We start from the raw sequence: 23,279 nt of genomic DNA on the forward strand, positions 1-23,279 counted from the left end.
CCCAGCGCCGCTGCGCTTGCAGGGCCTACGAATCACGTAGGCCGGGTAAGGCGTAGCCGCCACCCGGCGATGTTCTCAGAACGGGAATAACACCGGAATCAGCACCACGCATACCAGCATCACCAGCACGGTGAACGGCACGCCCAGCTTTACAAAATCGCTGAATCGATAGTTTCCCGGCCCCAGCACCAGGGTATTGACCGGGGAAGATACCGGCGTCATAAATGCCGCGGACGCCGCCATCGCTACCACCATCGCAAACGGATAGGGCGAAACGCCCATCGATTTTGCCATCGCCAGCGCAATAGGTGCCATCAGCACCGCCGTTGCGGTATTGGAGATGAACAAACCAATGGTGGCGCACATGACGAACAGGCAAACCATCATCAGGTACGGACCATATCCCCCGCCCGCGTCCATTAAGCCTTTTACGATCAAATCCACCCCGCCGGTTTTCTGTAGCGCCAGGGCAAAGGGCATCATCCCAACGATGAGAATGATGCTTGGCCAGTGAATCGCTTTGTAAGCGCTTTCGGCGTCGATACAGCGGAATTTGCCCATTAACAGACAGGCGATTATCGCCGCCACCGGGTTAGGGATCTCGTCTGTCAGCATCAACGCGACCATCAACACCAGGCAAAAAATCGCATGGGGCGCCTGGCTGTGCGCCGGTGACGCGTCGCTCTCTTCAATCGGCATATTCAGCACCACAAAATCGCGGCCTTTCTGCCCGAGCTGGCTAATCAGTTTCCAGTTGCCGACCACGAGGAAGATATCCCCCAGCAGGATCGGCTCATCCACCACCGCCCCTTCAAGGGCTACGCCATCGCGCTTCAGGCCCACTACGTTGAGGCCATAGCGGGTACGAAAGCCGATTTCGCGCACGGTTTTGCCCAATAACTCCGATTCCGGGATCAGCGACACCTCGGCCATTCCCACATCCAGCGCCCGGTCGGAGAAATACTCGCCGCGCAGCACCATCGGCTCCAGCAGTTGCTCGCTACAAAACTCTCGCAGATCCACGTCCGCGGTGGACATATCAATCAGCAGGACGTCACGCGCGCGAAACTCTGACACCCCATTCACGTTAACGATTACCCGACGAAAACGACGCCAGCGCTCAACCCCGATGACGTTCGCGCCATAGCGTTCGCGTAGCTTAAGGTCGTCCAGCCGCTGGCCTATCATCGGCGAACCGGGGCGGATAGCCAGCCGACGGGCGCGCCCGGTCAGACGGTACTCTTTGATCAAATCGCGAAAAGTTCGCCGCTTCCAGCCCTCTTTGGCTTTGTCCTGCTTCTCCCCTTTCAGCGCGAAACGGGTCAACAGCATATAGATAATGCCCATCACCAGTACAATCAGCCCGATCGGCGTGACGCTGAAAAAGCTAAACCCCTCAAGCCCCTCACGGATCAGTTCGCTGTTTACGACGAGGTTCGGCGGCGTCGCGACCAGCGTCATCATGCCGCTGATGAGCCCGGCAAAGCTCAACGGCATCATCAGCCGCGACGGGGAGATCTGCATCCTCATGCAGACGCTCAGCACAACCGGGATAAAGATGGCCACGACCCCCGTCGAGCTCATAAACGCACCCAGTCCGGCGACCGTCAGCATCAGGTAAATCAGCATTTTGGTTTCGCTGCTGCCCGCCACTTTAACCAGCCACGACCCCATCATCGTCGCCACGCCGGTGCGTACCAGCCCGTCGCCAATAATAAACAGGGCGGCAATCAAAATAACGTTGGGATCGCTAAACCCGGAAAAGGCTTCCGGCAGGGAAAGGGTACCGCTCAGAACGAACGCGACAATCACAAACAGGGCGACGGCATCCATGCGCACCTTGCCCGTGGCAAAAAGAATGATGGCGATTAACAGCAGGCTCAGGACCCAAATCAGTTCACCGTTCACAACATGTCCTTGTCAGTGGAGGAGAAGCAATTCTGCCATAAAAAAGCCCCGGTAATGCGGGGCTATATCATGGGATTACATTTTTAGCGAGACGGTTACAACGCCGTCTGATGCCTTCGAGACGTCGATGGCGGTCAGAGTATTAAGCACAAAATCCGCCTCCTCCAGCCGGGGGGACTCCGCCGGGACGTTAACGGCAATGACGTGGCTTCCGGCGTTCAGTCCGGCCAGCACACCTGCCGCCGCGTCTTCCACCACCACGCACTCCGCTGGCGCAAGGCCGAGCAGTTCAGCGCCGAGCAGAAACGCATCCGGTTCGGGCTTGCCGCGCTTTACGCGCTCAGCGGTAATGAAGACGTCCGGCGTCGGTAAACCGGCCGCCTTATGGCGGGCATGCGCGACAGGAACCGAGCCGGAGGTGACGATAGCCCACGGGATCTGCGCTTCATTCAGATGCTCAAGCAATTCGCGCGCACCGGGCAGCGCGGTGATGCCCTCAGTGTCGGTAGCTTCAATCTGCTCCAGATATTTGAACTCCGCCTGAATCTCTTCCTCAGGACGTCCCGCCAGGAAGTGCCGCAATGAGGTAATGGCCTGTTTGCCATGGATGAAATTCAGTACATCCTGATGGTCAATGCCGTGCCTGTCGGCCCAATGACACCAGGAACGCTCCACTACCGGCAGCGAATCCACCAGCGTACCGTCCAGATCAAACAGAAAACCTTTACACTGCACACGCACCTCCGTCAGGCATTAATGATTTGTTGAATTTCGTTGCTGCTTAAATGGTACTGACGCGGACAGGCGTGCCACGCGCTCAGCATACGTTGATACTTATCCCACATCGGGGTCTGGGCGTTGAAGCCGTGCGTACCCGCATCAAAATGGGTGTAGCGCCCTTCGGTGTTCACCATAAAGCGCACATAGCTCAGATAGCGCGCTTCTGTCGCGGCATCAAAGCCCAGGAACGTTACGCGGCGCTCGTCAATGGACTGCTGGTCTTTCAGATTGGTCCAGGACACATGCAGCGCATGGTACATCTCCATGATGTCGATAACGATACGGCAGGTTTCCTCTTTCAGTTCGCCAAATTCGCGATCCAGTTCGCGCATCTGCAAGCCAAAACCACGTTCAACAATGGTTTGCAGGCGGCTGTAGCGCGCAGCGTTATCGGGATCAAGCATAGTCATCATCTTGTACTGGTTAGACAAAATCAGACGTTGAGCATGGGTCATTTCCATCTTTCGACTCCTGTAGCGCATTGCACTGTAAAAAAAAGACACGGTAACTGATTGTTACTGTGCCTTCTTTTGGTCGTCGTTTCGATGATCAATCACAAGTCATCGAGGAATGTTTTATCAAGCTGTTTAAACGCGCGCTTGAGGGTGTCCGCCAGCGCCTGATAATCCGGCTTGCCTTCAACCGGGGCGAGCGCCTGGCCGGCCTCCTCCAGTTTTCCACGCACTTCATAAAACCAGTGTAAAATAGAAGGCGGAAGTGGCGTGACGGAACGTTTACCTAACCACCACAATCCCTGCATCGGCAGGCTTAACGCAAAGAGCGCCGTCGCGACGGCAGGTCCAAGCTGTCCACCCAGCGCAATTTGCCAGCAAAGAGTAAAGACAGCGATCGGGGGCATAAAGCGAATCGCATAGCGCGTGGCGCGAATAGTGCGATTTTCAATAAACATGGGCGCGAGGCGCTTTTCCATCGGCCATGTCTTTGCGTAATGCTGTCCCCGACGAAACAGACTAAAAAAGTTCACGGACGGGATTTCAGGTGTTGACATGGCTGTACCTCAACTTCACATATAAAAATTAAAATTTTCGTGCAAAACCACAACAGGCTATGACAACGTTCAAAATATTTTGTCATCGCTACCCCGTATCGGGTATCCTGTGCCAGCCTGATAGGCCGTAGACGAGAAGCGTTAACTCGTCAAATTATCGCATATTATGCCATTGTCTGAAAAATGTTCAAAATGGCTTAAAATCATAGGTATTTCTTCCATCCTGCCAGAATGTTCGTTTGGCATGATGTTAATCATAAATGTCTGAGTCAGCATGCGTTACGCTTTAGACTCATTGACGTTTTTTTAGCCACGTATCAATTATAGGTACTTCCATGTCGAGTAAGTTAGTACTGGTTCTGAACTGCGGTAGCTCTTCACTGAAATTCGCCATCATCGATGCGCTCAACGGTGATGAGTACCTCTCTGGTTTGGCCGAATGTTTCCATCTGCCTGAAGCACGTATCAAGTGGAAGATGGACGGCAGCAAACAAGAAGCGGCTTTAGGTGCAGGCGCCGCTCACAGTGAAGCGCTGAACTTTATCGTTAACACTATTCTGGCACAAAAACCAGAACTGTCTGCTCAGCTGACTGCGATTGGTCACCGTATCGTCCACGGCGGCGAAAAATACACCAGCTCCGTGGTAATCGACGACTCTGTGATTCAGGGCATCAAAGACTCTGCGTCTTTCGCACCGCTGCACAACCCGGCTCACCTGATCGGTATCGCTGAAGCACTGAAATCCTTCCCGAATCTGAAAGATAAAAACGTGGCCGTGTTTGACACCGCGTTCCATCAGACCATGCCGGAAGAGTCTTACCTCTATGCCCTGCCATACAGCCTGTACAAAGAGCACGGCGTACGTCGCTACGGCGCACACGGCACCAGCCACTTCTATGTGACTCAGGAAGCCGCAAAAGTACTGAACAAGCCGGTTGAAGAAGTCAACATCATCACCTGCCACCTGGGCAACGGTGGTTCTGTTTCTGCTATCCGCAACGGTAAGTGTGTTGATACCTCTATGGGTCTGACCCCGCTGGAAGGTCTGGTGATGGGTACCCGTTCCGGTGATATCGACCCGGCGATCATCTTCCACCTGCACGACACCCTGGGCATGAGCGTTGACGACATCAACAAAATGCTGACCAAAGAGTCTGGCCTGCTGGGTCTGACCGAAGTCACCAGCGACTGCCGTTACGTTGAAGACAACTACGCAGAAAAAGCTGACGCTAAACGTGCAATGGACGTTTACTGCCACCGTCTGGCGAAGTACATCGGTTCTTACACCGCGCTGATGGACGGTCGTCTGGACGCGGTTATCTTCACCGGCGGCATCGGTGAGAACGCGGCAATGGTACGTGAGCTGTCCCTGGGCAAACTGGGCGTACTGGGCTTCGAAGTCGATCACGAGCGTAACCTGGCTGCCCGCTTCGGCAAGTCTGGCTTCATCAACAAAGAAGGCACCCGCCCGGCTATCGTTATCCCAACTAACGAAGAGCTGGTCATCGCGCAAGACGCGTGCCGCCTGACTGCCTGATTCCACACCGCCAGCAATGCTGGCGGTGCTGTTTTGTAGCCCGCCCAACGCGGCGGTAACGAAAGAGGATAAACCGTGTCCCGTACTATTATGCTGATCCCTACCGGAACCAGCGTCGGCCTGACCAGCGTCAGCCTCGGCGTGATCCGCGCTATGGAACGCAAAGGCGTTCGTCTGAGTGTCTTTAAGCCTATCGCCCAGCCACGTGCCGGTGGCGATGCGCCAGACCAGACCACCTCCATCGTTCGTAAGAACTCCAATCTGCCAGCGGCTGAACCGCTGAAGATGAGCCACGTTGAATCTCTGCTCTCCAGCAACCAGAAAGACGTGCTGATGGAAGAGATCATCGCCAACTACCACGCAAACGCGCAGGACGCTGAAGTGGTGCTGGTTGAAGGCCTGGTCCCGACCCGTAAACACCAGTTTGCCCAGTCTCTGAACTTTGAAATCGCGAAAACCCTGAACGCAGAGATTGTTTTCGTGATGTCTCAGGGCACGGACACCCCAGAGCAGCTGAAAGAGCGTATCGAACTGACGCGCAGCAGCTTCGGCGGTGCGAAAAACACCAGCATCACCGGCGTGATTGTTAACAAGCTGAACGCACCGGTTGATGAGCAGGGCCGTACGCGTCCTGACCTGTCCGAAATCTTCGACGACTCTTCCAAAGCGAAAGTCATCAAAGTTGACCCGGCTAAGCTGCAGGATTCCAGCCCACTGCCGGTGCTGGGTGCGGTGCCATGGAGCTTCGATCTGATTGCCACCCGTGCAATCGATATGGCGCGTCACCTGAATGCCACCATCGTTAACGAAGGCGATATCAACACCCGCCGCGTGAAGTCCGTGACCTTCTGCGCGCGCAGCATTCCGCACATGCTGGAACACTTCCGCGCAGGTTCCCTGCTGGTGACCTCTGCTGACCGTCCAGACGTGCTGGTTGCAGCGTGCCTGGCTGCGATGAACGGCGTGGAAATCGGTGCGATCCTGCTGACCGGTGCCTACGAGATGGACCCGCGCGTCAGCAAGCTGTGCGAACGTGCGTTCGCCACTGGCCTGCCAGTCTTCATGGTGAACACCAACACCTGGCAGACCTCCCTGAGCCTGCAAAGCTTCAACCTCGAAGTGCCGGTTGATGACCACGAGCGTATCGAGAAAGTTCAGGAATACGTTGCGGGCTACATCAACGCAGACTGGATCGAATCCCTGACGGCGACGTCCGAGCGCAGCCGTCGTCTGTCTCCTCCAGCCTTCCGTTACCAGCTGACCGAGCTGGCGCGTAAAGCGGGCAAACGCGTGGTTCTGCCAGAAGGTGACGAACCACGTACCGTTAAAGCGGCGGCCATCTGTGCAGAGCGCGGTATCGCGACCTGTGTGCTGCTGGGTAACCCGGATGAGATCAACCGCGTTGCGGCGTCTCAGGGCGTTGAGCTGGGCGCTGGCATTGAGATCGTTGACCCGGAAGTGGTTCGCGAAAGCTACGTTGCCCGCCTGGTTGAGCTGCGTAAGAACAAGGGCATGACCGAAGCCGTTGCGCGCGAGCAGCTGGAAGACAACGTCGTGCTGGGTACGCTGATGCTGGAGCAGGACGAAGTTGACGGCCTGGTTTCCGGTGCGGTTCACACCACCGCGAACACCATCCGTCCACCATTGCAGCTGATCAAAACCGCACCGGGCAGCTCTCTGGTCTCCTCCGTGTTCTTCATGCTGCTGCCTGAACAGGTTTACGTTTACGGCGACTGCGCGATCAACCCGGACCCAACCGCAGAGCAGCTGGCAGAAATCGCTATCCAGTCTGCGGACTCCGCGACTGCCTTCGGTATCGAACCGCGCGTCGCGATGCTCTCCTACTCCACCGGTACCTCTGGTGCAGGCAGCGACGTAGAGAAAGTCCGTGAAGCGACCCGCATTGCGCAGGAAAAACGTCCGGATCTGATGATCGACGGCCCGCTCCAGTACGATGCCGCGGTAATGGCTGACGTTGCGAAATCTAAAGCGCCTAACTCGCCGGTTGCAGGTCGCGCTACCGTGTTCATCTTCCCGGATCTGAACACCGGTAACACCACCTATAAAGCGGTACAGCGTTCAGCAGACCTGATCTCCATCGGGCCAATGCTGCAAGGTATGCGCAAGCCTGTGAACGACCTGTCTCGTGGTGCGCTGGTTGACGATATCGTCTACACCATCGCGCTGACGGCGATTCAGTCTTCGCAGCAGCAGTAAGCTAAAAAGCCCGGTGGCGCTAGCGCTTACCGGGCCCAGGGTTTTGTAGGCCGGATAAGCGAAGCGCCATCCGGCAAAAAAGGGCGACCATTCAACGGTCGCCTTTTTTATTACAGCAACTCTCGTGCCGCCGACACAATGTCATGTGCCGTCAGGCCATACTCCTTCTGCAGGAAGTCCTGCGTGCCTACCTGACCGTAACGCTCCTTCACCCCAACCCGCCGCATCGGCACCGGACAGGTTTCCACCAGCACTTCCGCCACCGCCGACCCCAGCCCGTTGTGAATGCTGTGGTTTTCGCAGGTCACAATACGCCTGGTTTTCTCGGCATAATTTTTCACCAGCATCCGATCGATGGGCTTCAGGGTAAACATGTCGATGACCGCTGCGCTTACCCCCTCCTGCTCCAGCTGGCGCGCCGCCTCCAGCGCTTCCGCCACCATAATGCCGTTAGCAATCAGGGTAATATCGGTTCCCTCGCGCAGCACGTTGCCCTTGCCGATGGTGAAGGTTGACCCCGGGGCATAGACGCTCGGCGCCTGTTTACGGATGGTCCGCACCCAGTAGAAGCCTTCCAGGTCGATAAGCTGACGCAGCACATCTTCGAACATCACCGCATCGGTCACCTCCAGCACTACTGAATGCGCCAGACCGCGCACGATGCCCATATCCTCAAACGACATATGCGTCCCGCCGTTGTGGCAGGCCGTCACGCCCGCATCCGAGGCAATCACCTTCACGTTATTGCGCTGGTAGTCCAGGGACATAAACAGCTGGTCGAAGCAGCGACGGCTGGCAAAGGCGGTAAAGGTATGGACGAACGGCTTACGTCCGGTGAGCGACAACCCGGCGGCCGTCCCAATCACGTTAGCCTCCATAATGCCGCAGTTGATGACGTGCTGTGGATAATCACGCGCTACGCCGTCCATCGCCATCGAACTCATCAGATCCGCTTCGAGCGCAATAATCTCGCTCCCGGCCTCAATCTGTTTTGCCACAAAACCCGCATAGACCTTACGCATCTCAACGGCATCTTTCTGTCCTGTCGGTGCAACCTTAATCATGTGAAGCCTCCAGTTGGCGAATCGTCTCGTTGAGCGCCGCTTTGCTCTCCTCAGTTAATCGCAGGTGATGCGAGTTGCTGAGCTGTTCCAGGTATGGCACCCCCTGCCCTTTGATGCTGTCGAGGATCACCACCCGCGGACGCGCATCGGTCGCAGGGATCGGCGCGGTCACCTCCAGCAGCGCCGGAATGTCGTCCCCTTTCACCGTCACCACGTCAAAACCAAAGGCGCGGAATTTGCCTTCCAGATCGAAGGCGCTGATGATTTCGTCCAGCTCGCCGTCGAGCTGCTGTTTGTTCCAGTCCACGAACACCGTCAGATTGTTCAGTCGATGGTGAGCAATAAACTGGAAGGCTTCCCAGCACTGCCCTTCGTTCAGCTCCCCGTCGCCAACGATGCAAAACACCCGGTTTGGCCTTCCTGCCAGCTTGTGCGACAGCGCCATGCCGCCTGCAATGGAGATCCCCTGCCCCAGCGATCCGGTGGTGGCATCCACGCCGCGTGTTTTCAGTCGATCCGGGTGGCTTGGCAGACGCGTTCCGTTCTGGTTTAGCGTGCTCAGCTCTTCAATCGGGAAGTAGCCCTTAATCGCCAGCGTGCTGTACAGCGCCGGGCCCGCATGTCCCTTCGACAGCACAAAGTAATCGCGCTCTGGCCAGTCCGGATCGGCCGGGTCAATTTTCATTACCGCGCCGTACAGAACGGCCAGTGTTTCAACGACTGACATGCTGCCGCCGTAGTGACCAAAACCCAGCTGCGTCAGGGATTTCAGCGTCTCAAGGCGGATCTGACGCGCCAGTTCGGTTATTTCATTTTCATTCATGATTTGGCTCCGGGGTTTTCCTGCGCGTTACCGCTGGCAGGTTTGTTTTTAGCGAAGACGTTGTAGGCCACCAGCAGCGCAAACAACACAACAACCAGTCCGGTGATGGCAAGCGGCGACAGGAAGCGCGCCAGGTTGCCGAGCACAATCCCGACGGCGCCAAAGTCGGCGTCCGAGAAGGTCGTATTCGCAAAGCCAATCGCGCCCAGAACAGGCAGCAGCAGGACCGGCAGGAAGGTGATCAGCAGGCCGTTAGCAAAGGCGCCAATCATCGCCCCGCGACGTCCGCCGGTGGCGTTCCCAAACACGCCCGCCGTTGCACCGGTGAAGAAATGCGGCACGACGCCCGGCAGGATCAGCACCCAGCTAAACTGACCGCAGATGAACAAGCCTACAATCCCGCCGAGGAAGCTGAACAGGAAGCCAATCAGCACCGCGTTTGGCGCATACGGGTAGACCACCGGGCAGTCCAGCGCAGGTCGCGCATTGGGCACCAGTTTTTCCGAGAAGCCGGTAAAGGCCGGGACAATTTCCGCCAGAATCAGGCGCACACCCTGCAAGATGATAAACACGCCTGCCGCGAAGGTGATGGCCATAATGATGGCGTACACCAGGTAGTTCTGGCCGCCGCTGAAGGTGGCCTCCACGTACTCACGCCCGGCGCTCACCGCCATAATCAGGTAGATAATCATCATGGTCAGTGAGATGGAGATCGAACTGTCGCGCAGGAAGCTGAGGTTCTTCGGCAGGTTCATCTCTTCGGTGGAGCGCGAGCCTTTACCGACCTTGCTGCCAATCCAGCCGGACAGCACGTAGCCCAGCGTGCCGAAATGACCGAAGGCAATCTCATCGTTGCCGGTAATACGCTTCATATAGCGCTGCGCAATCGCCGGGAAGAAGGCCATAATCAGGCCGAGGATCAACGAACCGGTGAAGACCAGCCCTACCCCTTCGAAGCCTGCGACCGTCAGGATCACGCCAATCATGCACGCCATGTAGAAGGTGTGATGCCCGGTCAGGAAGATGTACTTCAGGCGGGTAAAGCGCGCGACAATAATATTCGCCACCATCCCGAAAGCCATAATGAGCGCGGTGGAGGCACCATATTTTTCCAGGGCAATCGACACAATAGCTTCATTGTTGGGAATAATGCCCTGAATATTAAAGGCGTGCTCAAACATACCGCCGAGCGGATTTAAAGAGCCCACCAGCACGGTTGCGCCGCCGCCCAGTACAATAAAGCCGAGAATGGTTTTAATTGTGCCTTTTACCACATCTGAAAAGGCTTTTTTCTGCGCCACCAGACCAATCAGGGCAATTAACCCGACCAGGACTGAAGGGACTTTTAAAATATCAACAACGAAATTCAGCGTTTCAAGGATAAACATATCCACCTCGCCTTTTCAGGATTATTGTCTTTCGAACCAGGCGCGCAGCTGCGCTTCGAGTTCGTTGATATCGATAATATTGTTGATCACCACCAGCTGGCTTTCCGGCACGCTGGCGCTGGCGGCAATGTCTTTCGCCATTACAAACAGGTCCGCCGCGCCCGGCGTGGCCGAGGAGAGATCGGAGTGTTCAACCTCTGCCTCAATTTCCAGTTTTTTGAGCACCTTTTTAATATTCATTTCGACCATAAAACTGCTGCCCAGGCCGGAGCCGCAAATAGCCATAATTTTCATTGTTATCCCCTTTTTTGAGTAGAGTACGCCCCATCACGCTGACGCGTAATGTTGAGATGAATCGGATTAAATAATTAAATCAGAAGCGATTGATGACGGTTTTTATCTCCTCCAGCGTATTCGCCCGATGTAATTCAGCCATATCTTCGTCGCTGGAAAATAATTCTGCTAAGGCGGAGATCATTTCGATATGGCTATGTTTGTCCGGCGCCGCCAGCATCACAATCACATCGACGGGGTCAAACTCACCAGCACCAAATGAGACGCCCTGTTTCAGTTTTAATAATGACAGGCCAAGTCCTTTCGCCCCTTCTTCCGGTCGCGCGTGTGGCATTGCCAGCCCAGGAGCCAGCACATAGTAGGGACCTAACCTGTGATGCTGCTCAATGATAGCCGTGACATATTTCGGCGCAATGACCTGCAAATCCAGCAGCGGTTTCGCGCACAGTTCCAGCGCCTGGGGCCAGCTTTCAACGCTATCCTGTAGGATGATGGTTGTATCATATATCCACTTTTTGAGCATTTTTCACTCCCGCTAAAGACCAGACATGGGCAAACTCTATTCAACCCATCAATTAATGACTGCGATCGCGATCACAAAGATAGCGCTACCAACGACTAACATGCAGAACTGTGATAGCGCTATCAAATTGCTATCCTGGTGCGAAATCACAGCAAAAAAAGGGATTTAAGGCGTATACTGCCTGTCACGTAAAATGAAGGATGAAACTAAATCGCGTCCTGTCAGCAGGAAGATGTATGTCTTTAACCCGAAAACGGCGCAGTACCGGAAAAGTAACGCTCGCGGATGTCGCGCAGCTTGCCGGCGTAGGCACGATGACTGTTTCCCGTGCCCTCCGCACGCCCGAACAGGTTTCCGATAAACTGCGTGAAAAAATTGAAGCCGCGGTGCAGGAGCTGGGTTACATGCCCAATCTTGCCGCCAGCGCACTGGCATCGGCATCGTCATGGACGATTGCGATGGTAGTACCCAATCTTTCCGAAGCTGGCTGTTCCGAGATGTTCGCCGGGCTACAGCAGGTGCTCCAGCCAGCCGGATATCAGATTATGCTGGCGGAATCTCAGCATCGTCTTGAACAGGAAGAGAAACTGCTTGAAACGCTGCTGGCCTCGAACATCGCCGCGGCGATACTGCTCAGCGTCGAGCACTCCGATACCGTGCGACACTGGCTAAAAAACGCCTCTATCCCGGTGATGGAAATGGGTGCAATGCGTGCCGATCCTATTGATATGAATATCGGGATTGATAACGTCGCCGCCATGTATGAACTTACCGAAATGGTGATTCAGCGCGGCTACCAGAATATCGGCCTGCTGTGCGCTAACCAGGAGCAGTGGATTTTTCAGCAGCATTTGCAGGGCTGGTACAAGGCGATGCTGCGCCACCACCTGGCGCCAAATAGAGTGATTAATGCCGCCATGCCGCCGAACTTCTCCACCGGTGCGGCACAATTGCCGGAGTTTCTGCTGGCGTGGCCGGAGCTGGATGCGCTGGTGTGCGTATCAGATGAACTGGCCTGCGGCGCGCTATATGAGTGCCAGCGTCGGCGCATCAAGGTGCCGGACGATTTAGCGGTCGTGGGCTTTGGCGACAGCGACGTCAGCCGCGTCTGTCAGCCGCCGCTGACGACGATGGCAGTACCGCATCGCAAGATTGGGATTGAAGCCGGGAAAGCGTTACTGGAACGTCTGAATGACGGAGACTGGCGCGACCATAAACCCATCGCGTCCAGCCTGTGTCTGCGGGAAAGCTGTTAAGGCTTACTCAGCCTCTTCCTCTTTTTCCGCCTTATTTTCCGGTTTAGCGGATTCGTTTTTGGCGTTGCGGGTCATCCACAGCGCCAGTGCTTTAAGGGAATCCGGCGTGAATTCGTCGCAACGCGCGGTGATCTCTTCCGGCGTCATCCAGCACACTTCGCTCACTTCCTCTTCCTGCAAGGCGAAAGGTCCGTGGGAAACGCAGCTAAACAGCCCGCCCCAGACGCGACAATGCTCATCTTCGAAATAAAACTGTCCGTGCTCGGCAAACGGCACGCCAGCGATACCTAACTCTTCTTCCGCTTCACGACGCGCGGAATCCAGCAATACTTCATCGGCCTGCACGACGCCACCCGCTGTGGCATCCAGCATACCAGGAAGAAAATCTTTGGTGTCGGTGCGACGCTGGACCAGAATCTTGCCCATGCCGTCATGAACAACGATGTAAGTCGCGCGGTGACGCAGACGCTCCGCACGCATTTGTTCGCGGCTGGCCTGCGCGATCACTTCATTCTCTTCGCTGACAATGTCAACCCACTCAGTACTTGCCAAATGATTCTGCTCCACCATCGGGAAACCTTCTCGTCTAAGCGCTCTTTCGGCGCGTTTGCAGTTGTGGTGTAACTTACGGATTAATCGCTATCTGCGCAATAACTTGCTGATCATTAAGTGCGATAACGCTTAATGTCCCGTCTTCATACATGCCGTAGCTTGCCGGGTTACCGCCTTTAGGAATGCTGACAGACCCGGGGTTAAAGTGGTAAAACGCCCCGCGTTTTTCCGCCACCGGAATATGAGTATGACCATAAACCAGGACATCGCCAGCGGCGAGTGACGGCAGGTTATCCGGGCCGAACAGGTGCCCGTGGGTCAGGAACAAACGGCTGTTTTCCATCAACACTTGTTGCCAGGGAGCGGTGATGGGAAATTGCAGCAGCATCTGGTCAACTTCGCTGTCGCAGTTGCCGCGAACGGCGATAATGCGCGAGGCAAAATGATTAAGTTTTTCCGCCACCTGCGCGGGAGCATACCCTTCCGGCAACGCATTGCGTGGGCCGTGGTTTAACACATCGCCCAGGATCACCAGCCATTGCGCCCCGCTTTGGGCAAACAGAGATAACACGCGTTCGGTCGCGGGCAGCGATCCATGAATATCCGACGCAAACATCAGTTTCATCAGTTACTCCTCGGGAATTCAGACTGCCCCTATCATACCTCAAGCGCCCCGTCTTATCAGCCCGCGCGCTTAGCAGAGAGTGCCAGATAGCGCTGTACCGACGCGCGTTGCCACTGGAAGGTGGCGTAATCCACCAGTAGCTGTGGGACGTCATCGCCGTTGAGGATAAGGCGATTGAGCATCAGCGCCAGATCGGTGTCGGCAATACACCACTCGCCAAACAGGTTTGGGTTACCCTGTGACAGCAGCGATGACGCGGTATCAATCAGCTTCCGGGCGCTGGATAAGCCTTCCTCGCTGAGGGCGGGCTTTTTGACGCCAGCGAACACCACGTCCGTGGAGCGTTCTGTGCGAATCGGCACCAGGTCGCTACGCAGCCACGCCTGGATCTGGCGGGCGCGGGCGCGCTTTTGCAGATCGTGAGGATAGATGCGTTCCCACTCTGGTGGGGCAAAGCGGTCTTCAAGGTACTCGTCAATCGCTGAGGATTCACTCAACTCAAAACCGTCAATCTCCAGCACAGGAACACGGCGGGTGAGCGCGTAGCCCTGCCACTGAGGCTTCAGATGTTCGCCGCTGTCCAGGTCAACGGTTTTCAGACTAAAAGTTAGCCCCTTTTCTGCCAGCGCCACATAAACGCTCATGACATAAGGAGAAAAAAAGTTCGCATCGGACCACAACGTTATTACAGGCTGGCTCATAACATCCTCTTCGGCTGATCGGTTTTCACTCAACATATAATCTCTTTGCCTCGCTGTCACTTGATGAAAACTCACGATTTACAACAAGCACCTATACTGATTTTTCATGGCAACACTATTCGCACTGACAGGAGTTGAGAATGATAGATCTCTATTATGCCCCCACCCCTAATGGCCATAAGATCACCCTCTTTCTTGAAGAAGCCGAACTGGACTACCGGATCATTCGCGTGGATATCAGCAAAGGCGATCAGTTCCGCCCCGTTTTTCTGGCCATCTCGCCCAACAATAAAATTCCGGCCATCATTGATAACTTGCCTTCAGACGGCGGAAAACCGCTAAGCCTGTTTGAATCCGGGGAGATACTGCTTTATCTGGCGGAGAAAACCGGCAAGCTTCTGAGCGGGGAGTTGCGCGAGCGTCATCACACGCTGCAATGGTTATTCTGGCAGTCGAGCGGCCTGGGGCCGATGCTGGGGCAGAATCATCACTTTACCGCCTATGCGCCGCAGACGATCCCTTACGCCATTGAGCGATATCAGGTCGAAACCCAGCGCCTGTACGGGGTACTGAACCGTCGGCTGGAAAAATCACCATGGCTGGGAGGTGAGCATTACAGCATCGCAGATATCGCCTGCTGGCCGTGGATCAACACCCATGAACGCCACCGGATCGACCTGGCCACTTATCCGGCGGTGAACAACTGGTTTGAGCGCATCCGGACCCGCCCGGCAACCGAACGCGCCATGCAAAAAATCCATCAGATTTGAGCCTGTGCCCCGTTGGGTGCAGGTGTTCTCCTCATGTATGATGAGGTAAAAATACTGACACGGAGAAGACCTGCAATGTCCCAGCATGACGCTATTATTCGTATAAAAAACCTACGCTTACGCACATTCATTGGTATCAAAGAAGAGGAGATCGCGAATCGCCAGGATATCGTGGTGAATGTCGTGATCCATTACCCGGCAGACAAGGCGCGCGCCAGCGAAGACATCAATGACGCGCTGAACTATCGCACGATCACCAAAAGCATCATCCAGTACGTTGAGAACAACCGTTTTGCGCTACTGGAAAAATTAACTCAGGATGTGCTCGACATCGCACGCGAACACCACTGGGTCACTTATGCTGAAGTGGAGATCGATAAACTTCACGCCCTGCGCTACGCCGACTCCGTCTCCATGACGTTAAGCTGGCAGCGCCAGGCGTAAACCTGGAGGTTGTATGAAGATCCTGCTCACCGGCGGTACGGGGCTGATTGGTCGCCATCTCATTCCACGTTTGCAGGCGTTGCATCACGACATTACCGTGGTCACGCGCAGCCCGGAGAAAGCACGTCAGGTGCTGGGGGCAGGTGTCGACATCTGGAAAGGTCTGGCTGAGCAGCAGAATCTGGACGGCTTTGACGCCGTCATCAACCTCGCGGGTGAACCCATTGCCGACAGGCGCTGGACCGAAGAGCAGAAGCAGCGGTTGTGCAGCAGCCGCTGGACTATCACCGAGAAGCTGGTCGAGCTGATTCGCAACAGCCATACGCCGCCATCGGTGCTCATTTCAGGCTCTGCGACGGGCTATTACGGCGATCTCGGCGAAGTGGTGGTGACCGAAGAGGAGCCGCCGCATAATGAATTTACCCATAAACTCTGCGCCCAGTGGGAGCGTATCGCCTGCGCGGCGCAGAGCGATCGTACCCGCGTCTGCCTGCTGCGTACCGGCGTGGTACTTGCGCCGAAAGGCGGCATTCTGGGTAAAATGCTTCCTCCCTTCAAGCTGGGGCTCGGCGGGCCAATTGGCAACGGGCGTCAGTATCTGGCGTGGATCCACATCGACGATATGGTGAACGGCATTATCTGGCTGCTGGATAACGATCTGCGCGGGCCGTTTAACATGGTTGCGCCCTATCCGGTGCGTAATGAACAGTTTGCCCACGCGCTGGGGCATGCCCTGCATCGTCCGGCGATTTTACGCGTGCCTGCGACGGCGATCCGGCTGTTGATGGGAGAATCATCGGTGCTGGTGCTGGGCGGGCAGCGCGCGCTGCCAAAACGTCTGGAAGCGGCCGGGTTTGCCTTCCGCTGGTATGATTTAGAAGAGGCGCTGGGGGATGTAGTCTAATAATATCATTTAAGCCTCAATGCTAATAGTAAATTAACTGAGGCTTATTTCGTTTTTAATGTTAATTAATAAACCCCAACTCAAGCCAACACTCTTTATATTTAGCCTTGAAACTATCCTCAGTACAACTTAATATATTTAATGATATATAAAAATTTAAAAGTAAAGATAACTGCTGTTCCAAATCAAACTCACTTGAAGGTGAAGAAATCATTGGCGTGAACATGAACTTATCAACCCAACGATTGAAAGATGAGCCAACATTAATATTTAATGGTATATCTCCCTCACAAATAGATATGTCGCTGTAATATTCGTTATAGCACGGAATTAATCTTCTCGTAGGTGGTTCAGAAACATTCAACTCAATTTCTTTTCTTAATAATGCTGACGGACAGGTAAAAGTTTTTAACCCATCATTTTTAAATTTGAATATAAAACCAATACCATCATCTTCATCATAGCTTTCAGATTCATCAAATGGCAAATCGCCATAATATTCTTCAACAACTAGAGATAATGATTCTTTTTTGAAAATACCAGACAGTATTTGCATGACATTCAAATCAATGTCATTAAATTTAGTATTATATAAAAAACCATATTTGTGTTCATAAACAAACAGATCGTTTTCACCAGATATATACTGCTCTAATTTTATCCCATTTATCTCATATTGTTTCCATTCATAGTTAATAGACTTTCCAGTCACGGAATATAAATAAAAATCAGATAACTTATCATCTTTAGTATTTTCCCTCAAGTTTGATGAATGATTCTCAAGTATATAAGTGATGATTTCTTCAATTTCTTTATGCCTGTCTGTTCGACCTTTTTTTCTATCTATCGTTAACCAATATCCAGCACTGTTTTTGAAAATATCCAGTTCGCCAACCAAGCATTTAACATTAAAACTTGTATCAAATTCAACGCCTTTATATTTGAAGGTTAGATTAGCAAAAATGTAATCTTCCATGTTTATTTTTATGCTAAAATCTGCACCAAGAGAATAGTCTGACATAAAAACATTACCTTCTTTATTTTCAACGTCAACTCTCCTTTCTAATTTAGTTTTATTGATTATTAATGGAATATGGGACTTTTTAAAATCTGAGGTTAACATCTGCATTACATTTTGATAAAAATCGTTTTTTTGTTCTAAAAGCAATGGATCTTCATAGTTTTCAATACGGCGACCTCTGTAATTTATAAAATTCTCATTTTTGCTTTTAAAAATTGATTTGATTTCAGTTCCTTCAAATCGTCTATCATCCAATTCTTTTATTGAGATATCAAAGAATTCATTATCGGCATTATTTATAACCTTTATTTCATAGCAAGGATTTTCCTTTTTCCTAGTTTTAATTACAACCTCATCACATAATTTAAAAACTGTCTGAAGGCCAATACCGAAATATCCAGACGGCTTTGCCCAATCTGGCATTGTTCTATTTAATTTTTTTATTAATTCAACTGACTCCGATCCTACTACTAGAATCTTCCTTATATCATTAATATCCATGCCAAGGGCAAAATCTTTAATAATGAAACTATTAAATTTCACACCTTCTTCACTGTCATATTCTTCAATTAACAATTCTATTTTATATTTCTCTAATTCATTTATAAAAAACTCTCGATCTTTTACATCATCATGAGATAAACTGCTATTAGAAATCAGCTCATCCCAAACTTTATAATATGTTGCATCAATAGAATTTTGTAACAATTCACGAACGAAAGGATATTTCTCACTATATATCTGAGAGCCTGTAATATATTCATAAACTCGTTTAGGATTTAAAGTTATTTTTGGTACTTTGCCATCAATAGCTATATAGTCTTTTATTCTACACTCAAGTATACCGATGGTCGGCAAAGCCCTGAAATCACTATCGGGAACTATTTCATTCCAAACCCTCTTCTGATAATCGAATTCATTTTGTATATAATTAAACCAACCTTGTTGTGCGTGATATGCTCCATATTGTTCGCACTCAGCTTTTATTTCAATTACTTCGCTATTTATAAACAAGTGTTTTATTGATGCATGTTTTTCTTGATGATTTTTAGAGGAAACAGGTACATTCCCAATATTTGCTAATAAAGTAGGGCAAAACCTGCCATCATCAATATCCAATAGATCTCCTATTCTTAATAAAGCTGCTATATATCGAGGGTGAGCATAATCTTCTGCATCCATTCCATCATTATACTTTGCAAGCTCCAAAATGGCATCGGGATTTCTTCCATGGCACTGAACTATTTGCGCCACAAAATTAAACAGCCTTTGTGGAATTAATGAAGTTCTAGGTGAAAATACATTTATCTTTGATGGTTCTTTTACAAAGTGTCCAGATCTATCTGCGTGTAATTTCCTGAAATAATCAGCTAAAACAAATGTCAAAGAATTAGATATAGAAAGTGCTTTTATGATATCATTTTCATTTTTACGTTGTAATATTTCTTTTGCATGTTTTGATAGTTCACTTTCATTTTGGGATAACTCCTCAAGATAAAAATGAAATGACGGATCTCTTAAGAGTTCCTTTTTTTCTTCATTAGTAATTACCATACCGGCATCATGCCAGTAGCAAGACTCTAACAGCAACCAACAATCTGTTGCGGTCAATTTATAAATATTTGGAGAAATAACTTTCTCTATTTGTGTAATTATTGTGGATGAATGTGATGCGTCATGTAAACTGTAATGAGGGAAATCTCTTGATACTGTATTAAGCGCTCTTGATAATAATTTTTTATCAAATTCCCACTGCGCCCATAATAATGAGTAATTAGGGTTACCTTCAGCAAGCTGCTTTAATCTCTGCTCTATTCTCATAACTCGATTCCTAATTAAAATTTATTTAATAAGATAAGTGTAAATATACTCAGCCAAATCATCCTCAACAGTATAAAAATAACAAGCCGGGATATTCAGCACCTCAGCCAATTTACACGCCAGTACGAAATCAGGCGTGTGGATCCCCTTTTCATACTGGTTCATACGTGCGCTAGCAGTCGCTTCATCAATCCCCGCGAGGATCCCAAGTTTTTGCTGTGATAGTCCGGCTTTCAGCCTAGCCGCTTTAAGTCGATGGGGAAGCATGATAACTCTTCAAAATCTGGAAGTAGAGTCATGATTCTGGTATTCCGTTATTGAAATTACACTAAGTATTACTTAGCATTTGTATCTGCAATTTGAACAAAATTATATATAAAGGAAAATATATGAATAGAGATCAGGACATGCACCCAGCGGATATCATCGCCATGCTCCATAAGCGTAAACTTTCACTGGCAGCTCTTTCCCGCCAGGCTGGTTTGAGTTCTTCTACTCTTGCAAACGCGCTCTCCAGGCCGTGGCCCAAGGGGGAAAAGATCATCGCGGAGGCACTAGAAAAAGATGCGGCGTCGATCTGGCCCAGTCGCTACTACGATCAATATGGCAACTATGTTGATCGTTCTCAGTTAATGAGGACCAAACGCTAACCTCCATCACCAAAATCCATTCTGTCCGCCAGTTACATTCCGGTGTTAAGGTAATAAGCCAATTTCATCGGAATGGCGTAACAATGGCAACCATCACCACTCCCCGGCTTCACCTCACCCCTTTCGAACCTTCTGACTGGGCGTTCTTTCGCTCTCTGCGCGAAGACCCCAACATCATGCGCTATATGGCCGCTATCATGCCTGAAAAAGAGACGCGCCGCGTATTTGCCGCGCGCCTGATGGCGGAGCATGTCTTTGTGATCCGTCTGCATAACGACGTTACGCCGCTCGGGGATATCGGCCTGCAAATCAGTGCGGCGAACCATGAAGAGGCGGATATTGGCTACACGGTTGTGCCTGACGCGCAGGGAAAAGGCATTGCCAGCGAGGCGCTGCGGGCGGTGTGTGAGTATGCATTTAACCAGACGGGCGTGAAGGCGATAAACGCGTACGTGCTGGCGGATAACGTTGGGTCGGTGCGGGTTCTTGAGAAAGCAGGTTTTGTGCGCACGCAGGTACTGGAGAAGGCGTACGAGATTAACGGCGTACGGTATGACGACTGGGTGTATCGGCTGGAGTGTGGTGCGGTCTGAATGCCGGGCGACACTGCGTTTGCCCGGCCTACGGTTTTTGTAGGCCCGGAAAGCGAAGCGCCACCGGGCAATTGGGCGGCTCTGCGGCCTGATGCCCTCACCCCGGCTCTCTCCCACAGGGAGAGGGAGAAAGGCCAAACCTACTTCAACGAGCCTTTCAGGAACTGCTGCAAACGCGGGCTTTGCGGGTTCGCCAGCACCTCATCGGGGTGCCCCTGCTCTTCAATTTTCCCCTGATGCAGGAAGATAACGTGGTTAGAAACGTTACGGGCGAAGCCCATCTCGTGCGTCACCACCACCATCGTTTTGCCCTCTTCCGCCAGCTTCTGCATGATGCGCAGCACTTCGCCAACGAGTTCCGGGTCCAGCGCGGAAGTCGGTTCGTCAAACAGCAATACTTCCGGCTCCATCGCCAGCGCGCGGGCGATGGAAACACGCTGCTGCTGTCCCCCTGACAGGTGCACCGGATATTTGATCTGCTGCCGCTCGTCGATACCCACTTTCGCCAGGTATTTGACCGCACGCTCGCGGGCTTCCTGCTTGCTTAAGCCGAGCACCTGAACCGGCGCTTCCATCACGTTCTCCAGCACCGTCATGTGGCTCCAGAGATTGAAGTGCTGGAATACCATTGTCAGACGCGTACGCAGCAGGCGCAGCTGGTTTTTATCCGCCACTTTAAGCTGACCGTCTTTATCACGGACCATGTTGATGTTCTGTCCGCTCACCACAATCGATCCTTCGCTCGGTTTTTCGAGGAAGTTGATGCAGCGCAGGAAGGTACTTTTACCCGAACCTGATGAGCCGATAATACTGATCACGTCGCCCGCGTTAGCCTCCAGCGACACCCCTTTCAGCACTTCATGTTCGCCGTAGCGCTTGTGCAAATCAATTACGTTTAATTTGTTCTCAGCCATCATAAATTCTCAGTGCGTCGACGGTTTTATATGCTGCAACCAGCGTTTTTCAGCCTTACGGAACAGGCTGATCAGGACGTAAGAAATGATCAAATAGAGCACTGCCGCAATACCAAACGCCGTAAACGGCTGGTAGGTGGCAGAGTTAATATCGCGGGCAATCTTTAACAGATCCGGCACCGTGGCGGTAAACGCCAGTGCCGTCGAATGCAGCATTAAAATCACTTCGTTGCTGTACGCCGGCAGCGCAATGCGCAGCGCTGAAGGCAGAATAATACAGCGGTAGAGCTTCACGGAGGAAAAGCCATACGCGCGCGCCGCCTCAATCTCACCGTGCGGCACGGAACGAATGGCCCCGGCGAAGATTTCGGTGGTATAGGCGCAGGTATTAAGGGTCAGCGCCAGCACCGTACAGTTCAGACCGCTGCGGAAGAACGCGTTCAGCATCTCGGTGCCTTTCACGATCTCCAGCGTGTACATTCCGGAATAGAACACCAGCAGCTGCACGTACAGCGGCGTACCGCGAAACACGTAGGTGAACAGCCAGATCGGAAACTGGATAAATTTGTTGTTCGACACGCGGCCAATGGCGAGAAACACCGCCAGAATGCCGCCCATGACCACCGAGGAGATCAGCAGCCACAGCGTGATCGCCACGCCAGTAAAGCGGTAGCCATCCGTCCACAGCAGGGATTTCCAGTACTCCTGAATAATCTCAATCACAGGTCAGCCCTCTTCACACCCACGGAGTAGCGACGTTCGAGCAGAAGCAGCACACCATTGGAGACGGTCGTAAAGACCAGATAGATTACGCCGCAGACCACCGCAAAATAGAACGGTTCCCAGGTACTTTTACCCGCCAGCTGCGTGGCCTTCACCACATCTTCCAGACCCAGCAGGGAGACCAGCGCCGTTGCCTTGAGAATAACCTGCCAGTTGTTACCGATGCCCGGCAGCGCGTAGCGCATCATGGCCGGGAACATGATCCGGCGAAACGTTTGTGAGGAGGTAAAACCGTAGGCGGTCGCCGCTTCAATGTGCCCTTTCGGCACGGCCATGTAAGCGCCGCGAAAGGTCTCAGTGAAATAAGCACCGTAGATAAAACCAAGGGTAATAATACCGGCCACCATCGGGTCGATATCGATCTGATCCATGCCGATGGCATCCGTGACGCCGTTAAGTGCGATTTGCAGGCCATAAAAGATCAGCAGCATCAGCACCAGGTCAGGCACGCCGCGAATCAGCGTGGTATAGCCTTCAAATATCAGCGCCAGCGGTGTGTTGGCGGATAACTTTGCCCCCGCGCCCGCCAGGCCTATCAGCACCGCCAGCACCACGGAGCTGATAGCCAGCTCAAGGGTGACAAGCGCGCCCTGTAAAATAACGCCAGAAAATCCGTACAGCATACCGCGTGCCCTGTCGTCTCGTGAGTGGTGGAACCGTGTCTTTTCCCCTCCCGCAACGGGAGGGGCCGCACGTTATCA

The 23,279-nt window shown here is 52.4% G+C and carries 25 protein-coding genes; 8 read left to right on the forward strand and 17 right to left on the reverse strand.

Annotated features, from left to right (window positions below; all coding sequences use genetic code 11):
* Positions 1-75: 75 nt before the first annotated feature.
* The 4 genes from ACOT0L_RS12525 to yfbV all read right to left on the reverse strand — a co-directional run bounded on the left by ACOT0L_RS12525 (position 76) and on the right by yfbV (position 3,697).
* Positions 76-1,908: an SLC13 family permease gene (locus ACOT0L_RS12525; RefSeq protein ID WP_126503358.1), complete on the reverse strand. Its 1,833-nt coding sequence runs from the start codon at positions 1,906-1,908 to the stop codon at positions 76-78.
* 75 nt (positions 1,909-1,983) lie between these two features.
* On the reverse strand, positions 1,984-2,643 hold the full coding sequence (locus tag ACOT0L_RS12530; RefSeq protein ID WP_063146679.1) for a sugar phosphatase: 660 nt from the start codon (positions 2,641-2,643) through the stop codon (positions 1,984-1,986).
* Positions 2,644-2,654: 11 nt separating this feature from the next.
* Entirely contained in the window at positions 2,655-3,149 is a 495-nt protein-coding gene (locus tag ACOT0L_RS12535) for a YfbU family protein (protein ID WP_008502874.1), read from the reverse strand.
* Between the two features lie 92 nt (positions 3,150-3,241).
* Positions 3,242-3,697 (reverse strand): terminus macrodomain insulation protein YfbV, encoded by a 456-nt coding sequence (gene yfbV, locus ACOT0L_RS12540; protein ID WP_003861459.1) that lies wholly within the window; start codon positions 3,695-3,697, stop codon positions 3,242-3,244.
* Between the two features lie 335 nt (positions 3,698-4,032).
* Between yfbV and ackA the strand changes: the two genes are divergently transcribed.
* Complete coding sequence (gene ackA / locus ACOT0L_RS12545; protein ID WP_022648835.1) at positions 4,033-5,235, forward strand: acetate kinase; 1,203 nt, start codon at positions 4,033-4,035, stop codon at positions 5,233-5,235.
* Positions 5,236-5,310: 75 nt separating this feature from the next.
* Positions 5,311-7,452 carry a phosphate acetyltransferase gene (pta, locus tag ACOT0L_RS12550; protein ID WP_022648836.1) on the forward strand — a complete coding sequence of 714 codons (2,142 nt, stop codon included), beginning with the start codon at positions 5,311-5,313 and terminating at the stop codon, positions 7,450-7,452.
* A gap of 110 nt (positions 7,453-7,562) precedes the next feature.
* Here the strand turns inward: pta and ACOT0L_RS12555 are convergent, their stop codons facing one another.
* The 5 genes from ACOT0L_RS12555 to ACOT0L_RS12575 form a co-directional block, all read right to left on the reverse strand.
* Positions 7,563-8,516: a transketolase family protein gene (locus ACOT0L_RS12555; RefSeq protein WP_038416451.1), complete on the reverse strand. Its 954-nt coding sequence runs from the start codon at positions 8,514-8,516 to the stop codon at positions 7,563-7,565.
* Positions 8,509-9,339 carry a transketolase gene (locus tag ACOT0L_RS12560; RefSeq protein WP_038416452.1) on the reverse strand — a complete coding sequence of 277 codons (831 nt, stop codon included), beginning with the start codon at positions 9,337-9,339 and terminating at the stop codon, positions 8,509-8,511. Before ACOT0L_RS12560 ends, ACOT0L_RS12555 begins: the two co-directional genes overlap by 8 nt.
* Entirely contained in the window at positions 9,336-10,727 is a 1,392-nt protein-coding gene (locus ACOT0L_RS12565) for a PTS ascorbate transporter subunit IIC (RefSeq protein ID WP_017383437.1), read from the reverse strand. The genes ACOT0L_RS12560 and ACOT0L_RS12565 overlap by 4 nt, the downstream gene beginning before the upstream one ends.
* 21 nt (positions 10,728-10,748) lie before the next feature.
* Positions 10,749-11,021, reverse strand: a complete 273-nt coding sequence (locus tag ACOT0L_RS12570) for a PTS sugar transporter subunit IIB (RefSeq protein ID WP_003861447.1) — start codon at positions 11,019-11,021, stop codon at positions 10,749-10,751.
* A gap of 79 nt (positions 11,022-11,100) precedes the next feature.
* Positions 11,101-11,544, reverse strand: coding sequence for a PTS sugar transporter subunit IIA (locus ACOT0L_RS12575; RefSeq protein ID WP_063147687.1), 444 nt, complete (start codon positions 11,542-11,544; stop codon positions 11,101-11,103).
* A 236-nt stretch (positions 11,545-11,780) separates the two neighbouring features.
* Between ACOT0L_RS12575 and ACOT0L_RS12580 the strand changes: the two genes are divergently transcribed.
* The gene (locus ACOT0L_RS12580; RefSeq protein ID WP_003861441.1) at positions 11,781-12,800 is read left to right on the forward strand and encodes a LacI family DNA-binding transcriptional regulator; all 1,020 of its coding nucleotides are present in this window, start codon (positions 11,781-11,783) and stop codon (positions 12,798-12,800) included.
* Positions 12,801-12,803: 3 nt separating this feature from the next.
* Here ACOT0L_RS12580 and yfcD read toward each other — a convergent pair whose 3' ends face one another.
* Genes yfcD through yfcF form a run of 3 tightly spaced genes read right to left on the reverse strand, consistent with a single transcriptional unit; the run spans position 12,804 to position 14,678 of the window.
* Positions 12,804-13,370: an NUDIX hydrolase YfcD gene (yfcD, locus tag ACOT0L_RS12585; protein WP_006811396.1), complete on the reverse strand. Its 567-nt coding sequence runs from the start codon at positions 13,368-13,370 to the stop codon at positions 12,804-12,806.
* 55 nt (positions 13,371-13,425) lie between these two features.
* Positions 13,426-13,977: a phosphodiesterase gene (gene yfcE / locus ACOT0L_RS12590; protein WP_023300633.1), complete on the reverse strand. Its 552-nt coding sequence runs from the start codon at positions 13,975-13,977 to the stop codon at positions 13,426-13,428.
* Between the two features lie 56 nt (positions 13,978-14,033).
* Entirely contained in the window at positions 14,034-14,678 is a 645-nt protein-coding gene (gene yfcF, locus ACOT0L_RS12595; RefSeq protein WP_023300634.1) for a glutathione transferase, read from the reverse strand.
* 140 nt (positions 14,679-14,818) lie between these two features.
* Here yfcF and yfcG point away from each other — a divergent pair, with 140 nt between their 5' ends.
* From yfcG to ACOT0L_RS12610, 3 genes are all read left to right on the forward strand, one after another.
* Entirely contained in the window at positions 14,819-15,448 is a 630-nt protein-coding gene (gene yfcG, locus ACOT0L_RS12600) for a GSH-dependent disulfide bond oxidoreductase (RefSeq protein WP_022648841.1), read from the forward strand.
* A 75-nt stretch (positions 15,449-15,523) separates the two neighbouring features.
* Positions 15,524-15,892 (forward strand): dihydroneopterin triphosphate 2'-epimerase, encoded by a 369-nt coding sequence (gene folX, locus ACOT0L_RS12605; RefSeq protein ID WP_003861432.1) that lies wholly within the window; start codon positions 15,524-15,526, stop codon positions 15,890-15,892.
* 13 nt (positions 15,893-15,905) lie between these two features.
* Entirely contained in the window at positions 15,906-16,796 is an 891-nt protein-coding gene (locus ACOT0L_RS12610) for a TIGR01777 family oxidoreductase (protein WP_063149105.1), read from the forward strand.
* A 61-nt stretch (positions 16,797-16,857) separates the two neighbouring features.
* Here ACOT0L_RS12610 and ACOT0L_RS12615 read toward each other — a convergent pair whose 3' ends face one another.
* Both ACOT0L_RS12615 and ACOT0L_RS12620 read right to left on the reverse strand, forming a co-directional pair.
* Positions 16,858-19,638 carry an HD domain-containing protein gene (locus tag ACOT0L_RS12615; protein WP_122008158.1) on the reverse strand — a complete coding sequence of 927 codons (2,781 nt, stop codon included), beginning with the start codon at positions 19,636-19,638 and terminating at the stop codon, positions 16,858-16,860.
* Positions 19,639-19,659: 21 nt separating this feature from the next.
* On the reverse strand, positions 19,660-19,905 hold the full coding sequence (locus ACOT0L_RS12620) for a helix-turn-helix transcriptional regulator (protein ID WP_022648845.1): 246 nt from the start codon (positions 19,903-19,905) through the stop codon (positions 19,660-19,662).
* 122 nt (positions 19,906-20,027) lie between these two features.
* Between ACOT0L_RS12620 and ACOT0L_RS12625 the strand changes: the two genes are divergently transcribed.
* Entirely contained in the window at positions 20,028-20,288 is a 261-nt protein-coding gene (locus ACOT0L_RS12625) for a helix-turn-helix domain-containing protein (protein WP_022648846.1), read from the forward strand.
* A gap of 83 nt (positions 20,289-20,371) precedes the next feature.
* Positions 20,372-20,881, forward strand: coding sequence for a GNAT family N-acetyltransferase (locus tag ACOT0L_RS12630; protein ID WP_126503356.1), 510 nt, complete (start codon positions 20,372-20,374; stop codon positions 20,879-20,881).
* A 140-nt stretch (positions 20,882-21,021) separates the two neighbouring features.
* Here ACOT0L_RS12630 and hisP read toward each other — a convergent pair whose 3' ends face one another.
* From hisP to ACOT0L_RS12645, 3 genes are read right to left on the reverse strand one after another with little or no spacing between them, the layout of a single operon-like run.
* Positions 21,022-21,795 (reverse strand): histidine ABC transporter ATP-binding protein HisP, encoded by a 774-nt coding sequence (gene hisP, locus ACOT0L_RS12635; RefSeq protein ID WP_003861426.1) that lies wholly within the window; start codon positions 21,793-21,795, stop codon positions 21,022-21,024.
* A 9-nt stretch (positions 21,796-21,804) separates the two neighbouring features.
* Entirely contained in the window at positions 21,805-22,518 is a 714-nt protein-coding gene (locus tag ACOT0L_RS12640) for an ABC transporter permease (RefSeq protein ID WP_003861424.1), read from the reverse strand.
* Entirely contained in the window at positions 22,515-23,201 is a 687-nt protein-coding gene (locus ACOT0L_RS12645) for a histidine ABC transporter permease HisQ (RefSeq protein WP_126503354.1), read from the reverse strand. Before ACOT0L_RS12645 ends, ACOT0L_RS12640 begins: the two co-directional genes overlap by 4 nt.
* Between the last annotated feature and the right edge of the window lie 78 nt (positions 23,202-23,279).

The organism is Enterobacter cloacae complex sp. XAL002 (assembly GCF_049236805.1).
Classification (GTDB): Bacteria; Pseudomonadota; Gammaproteobacteria; order Enterobacterales; family Enterobacteriaceae; genus Enterobacter; species Enterobacter intestinihominis.

Excerpts from the sequence above, each read along its gene's own strand:
- ACOT0L_RS12645 (WP_126503354.1), bottom strand. The coding sequence starts at position 23,201 with ATGCTGTACGGATTTTCTGGCGTTATTTTACAGGGCGCGCTTGTCACC.
- folX (WP_003861432.1), top strand. The coding sequence starts at position 15,524 with ATGTCCCAGCATGACGCTATTATTCGTATAAAAAACCTACGCTTACGC.
- hisP (WP_003861426.1), bottom strand. The coding sequence starts at position 21,795 with ATGGCTGAGAACAAATTAAACGTAATTGATTTGCACAAGCGCTACGGC.
- ACOT0L_RS12555 (WP_038416451.1), bottom strand. The coding sequence starts at position 8,516 with ATGATTAAGGTTGCACCGACAGGACAGAAAGATGCCGTTGAGATGCGT.
- yfcD (WP_006811396.1), bottom strand. The coding sequence starts at position 13,370 with ATGGTGGAGCAGAATCATTTGGCAAGTACTGAGTGGGTTGACATTGTC.
- ACOT0L_RS12575 (WP_063147687.1), bottom strand. The coding sequence starts at position 11,544 with ATGCTCAAAAAGTGGATATATGATACAACCATCATCCTACAGGATAGC.
- ACOT0L_RS12570 (WP_003861447.1), bottom strand. The coding sequence starts at position 11,021 with ATGAAAATTATGGCTATTTGCGGCTCCGGCCTGGGCAGCAGTTTTATG.
- yfcG (WP_022648841.1), top strand. The coding sequence starts at position 14,819 with ATGATAGATCTCTATTATGCCCCCACCCCTAATGGCCATAAGATCACC.
- ACOT0L_RS12610 (WP_063149105.1), top strand. The coding sequence starts at position 15,906 with ATGAAGATCCTGCTCACCGGCGGTACGGGGCTGATTGGTCGCCATCTC.
- ackA (WP_022648835.1), top strand. The coding sequence starts at position 4,033 with ATGTCGAGTAAGTTAGTACTGGTTCTGAACTGCGGTAGCTCTTCACTG.
- ACOT0L_RS12565 (WP_017383437.1), bottom strand. The coding sequence starts at position 10,727 with ATGTTTATCCTTGAAACGCTGAATTTCGTTGTTGATATTTTAAAAGTC.
- ACOT0L_RS12620 (WP_022648845.1), bottom strand. The coding sequence starts at position 19,905 with ATGCTTCCCCATCGACTTAAAGCGGCTAGGCTGAAAGCCGGACTATCA.
- ACOT0L_RS12630 (WP_126503356.1), top strand. The coding sequence starts at position 20,372 with ATGGCAACCATCACCACTCCCCGGCTTCACCTCACCCCTTTCGAACCT.
- ACOT0L_RS12535 (WP_008502874.1), bottom strand. The coding sequence starts at position 3,149 with ATGGAAATGACCCATGCTCAACGTCTGATTTTGTCTAACCAGTACAAG.
- yfcF (WP_023300634.1), bottom strand. The coding sequence starts at position 14,678 with ATGAGCCAGCCTGTAATAACGTTGTGGTCCGATGCGAACTTTTTTTCT.
- ACOT0L_RS12625 (WP_022648846.1), top strand. The coding sequence starts at position 20,028 with ATGAATAGAGATCAGGACATGCACCCAGCGGATATCATCGCCATGCTC.
- yfcE (WP_023300633.1), bottom strand. The coding sequence starts at position 13,977 with ATGAAACTGATGTTTGCGTCGGATATTCATGGATCGCTGCCCGCGACC.
- ACOT0L_RS12615 (WP_122008158.1), bottom strand. The coding sequence starts at position 19,638 with ATGAGAATAGAGCAGAGATTAAAGCAGCTTGCTGAAGGTAACCCTAAT.
- ACOT0L_RS12560 (WP_038416452.1), bottom strand. The coding sequence starts at position 9,339 with ATGAATGAAAATGAAATAACCGAACTGGCGCGTCAGATCCGCCTTGAG.
- yfbV (WP_003861459.1), bottom strand. The coding sequence starts at position 3,697 with ATGTCAACACCTGAAATCCCGTCCGTGAACTTTTTTAGTCTGTTTCGT.
- ACOT0L_RS12580 (WP_003861441.1), top strand. The coding sequence starts at position 11,781 with ATGTCTTTAACCCGAAAACGGCGCAGTACCGGAAAAGTAACGCTCGCG.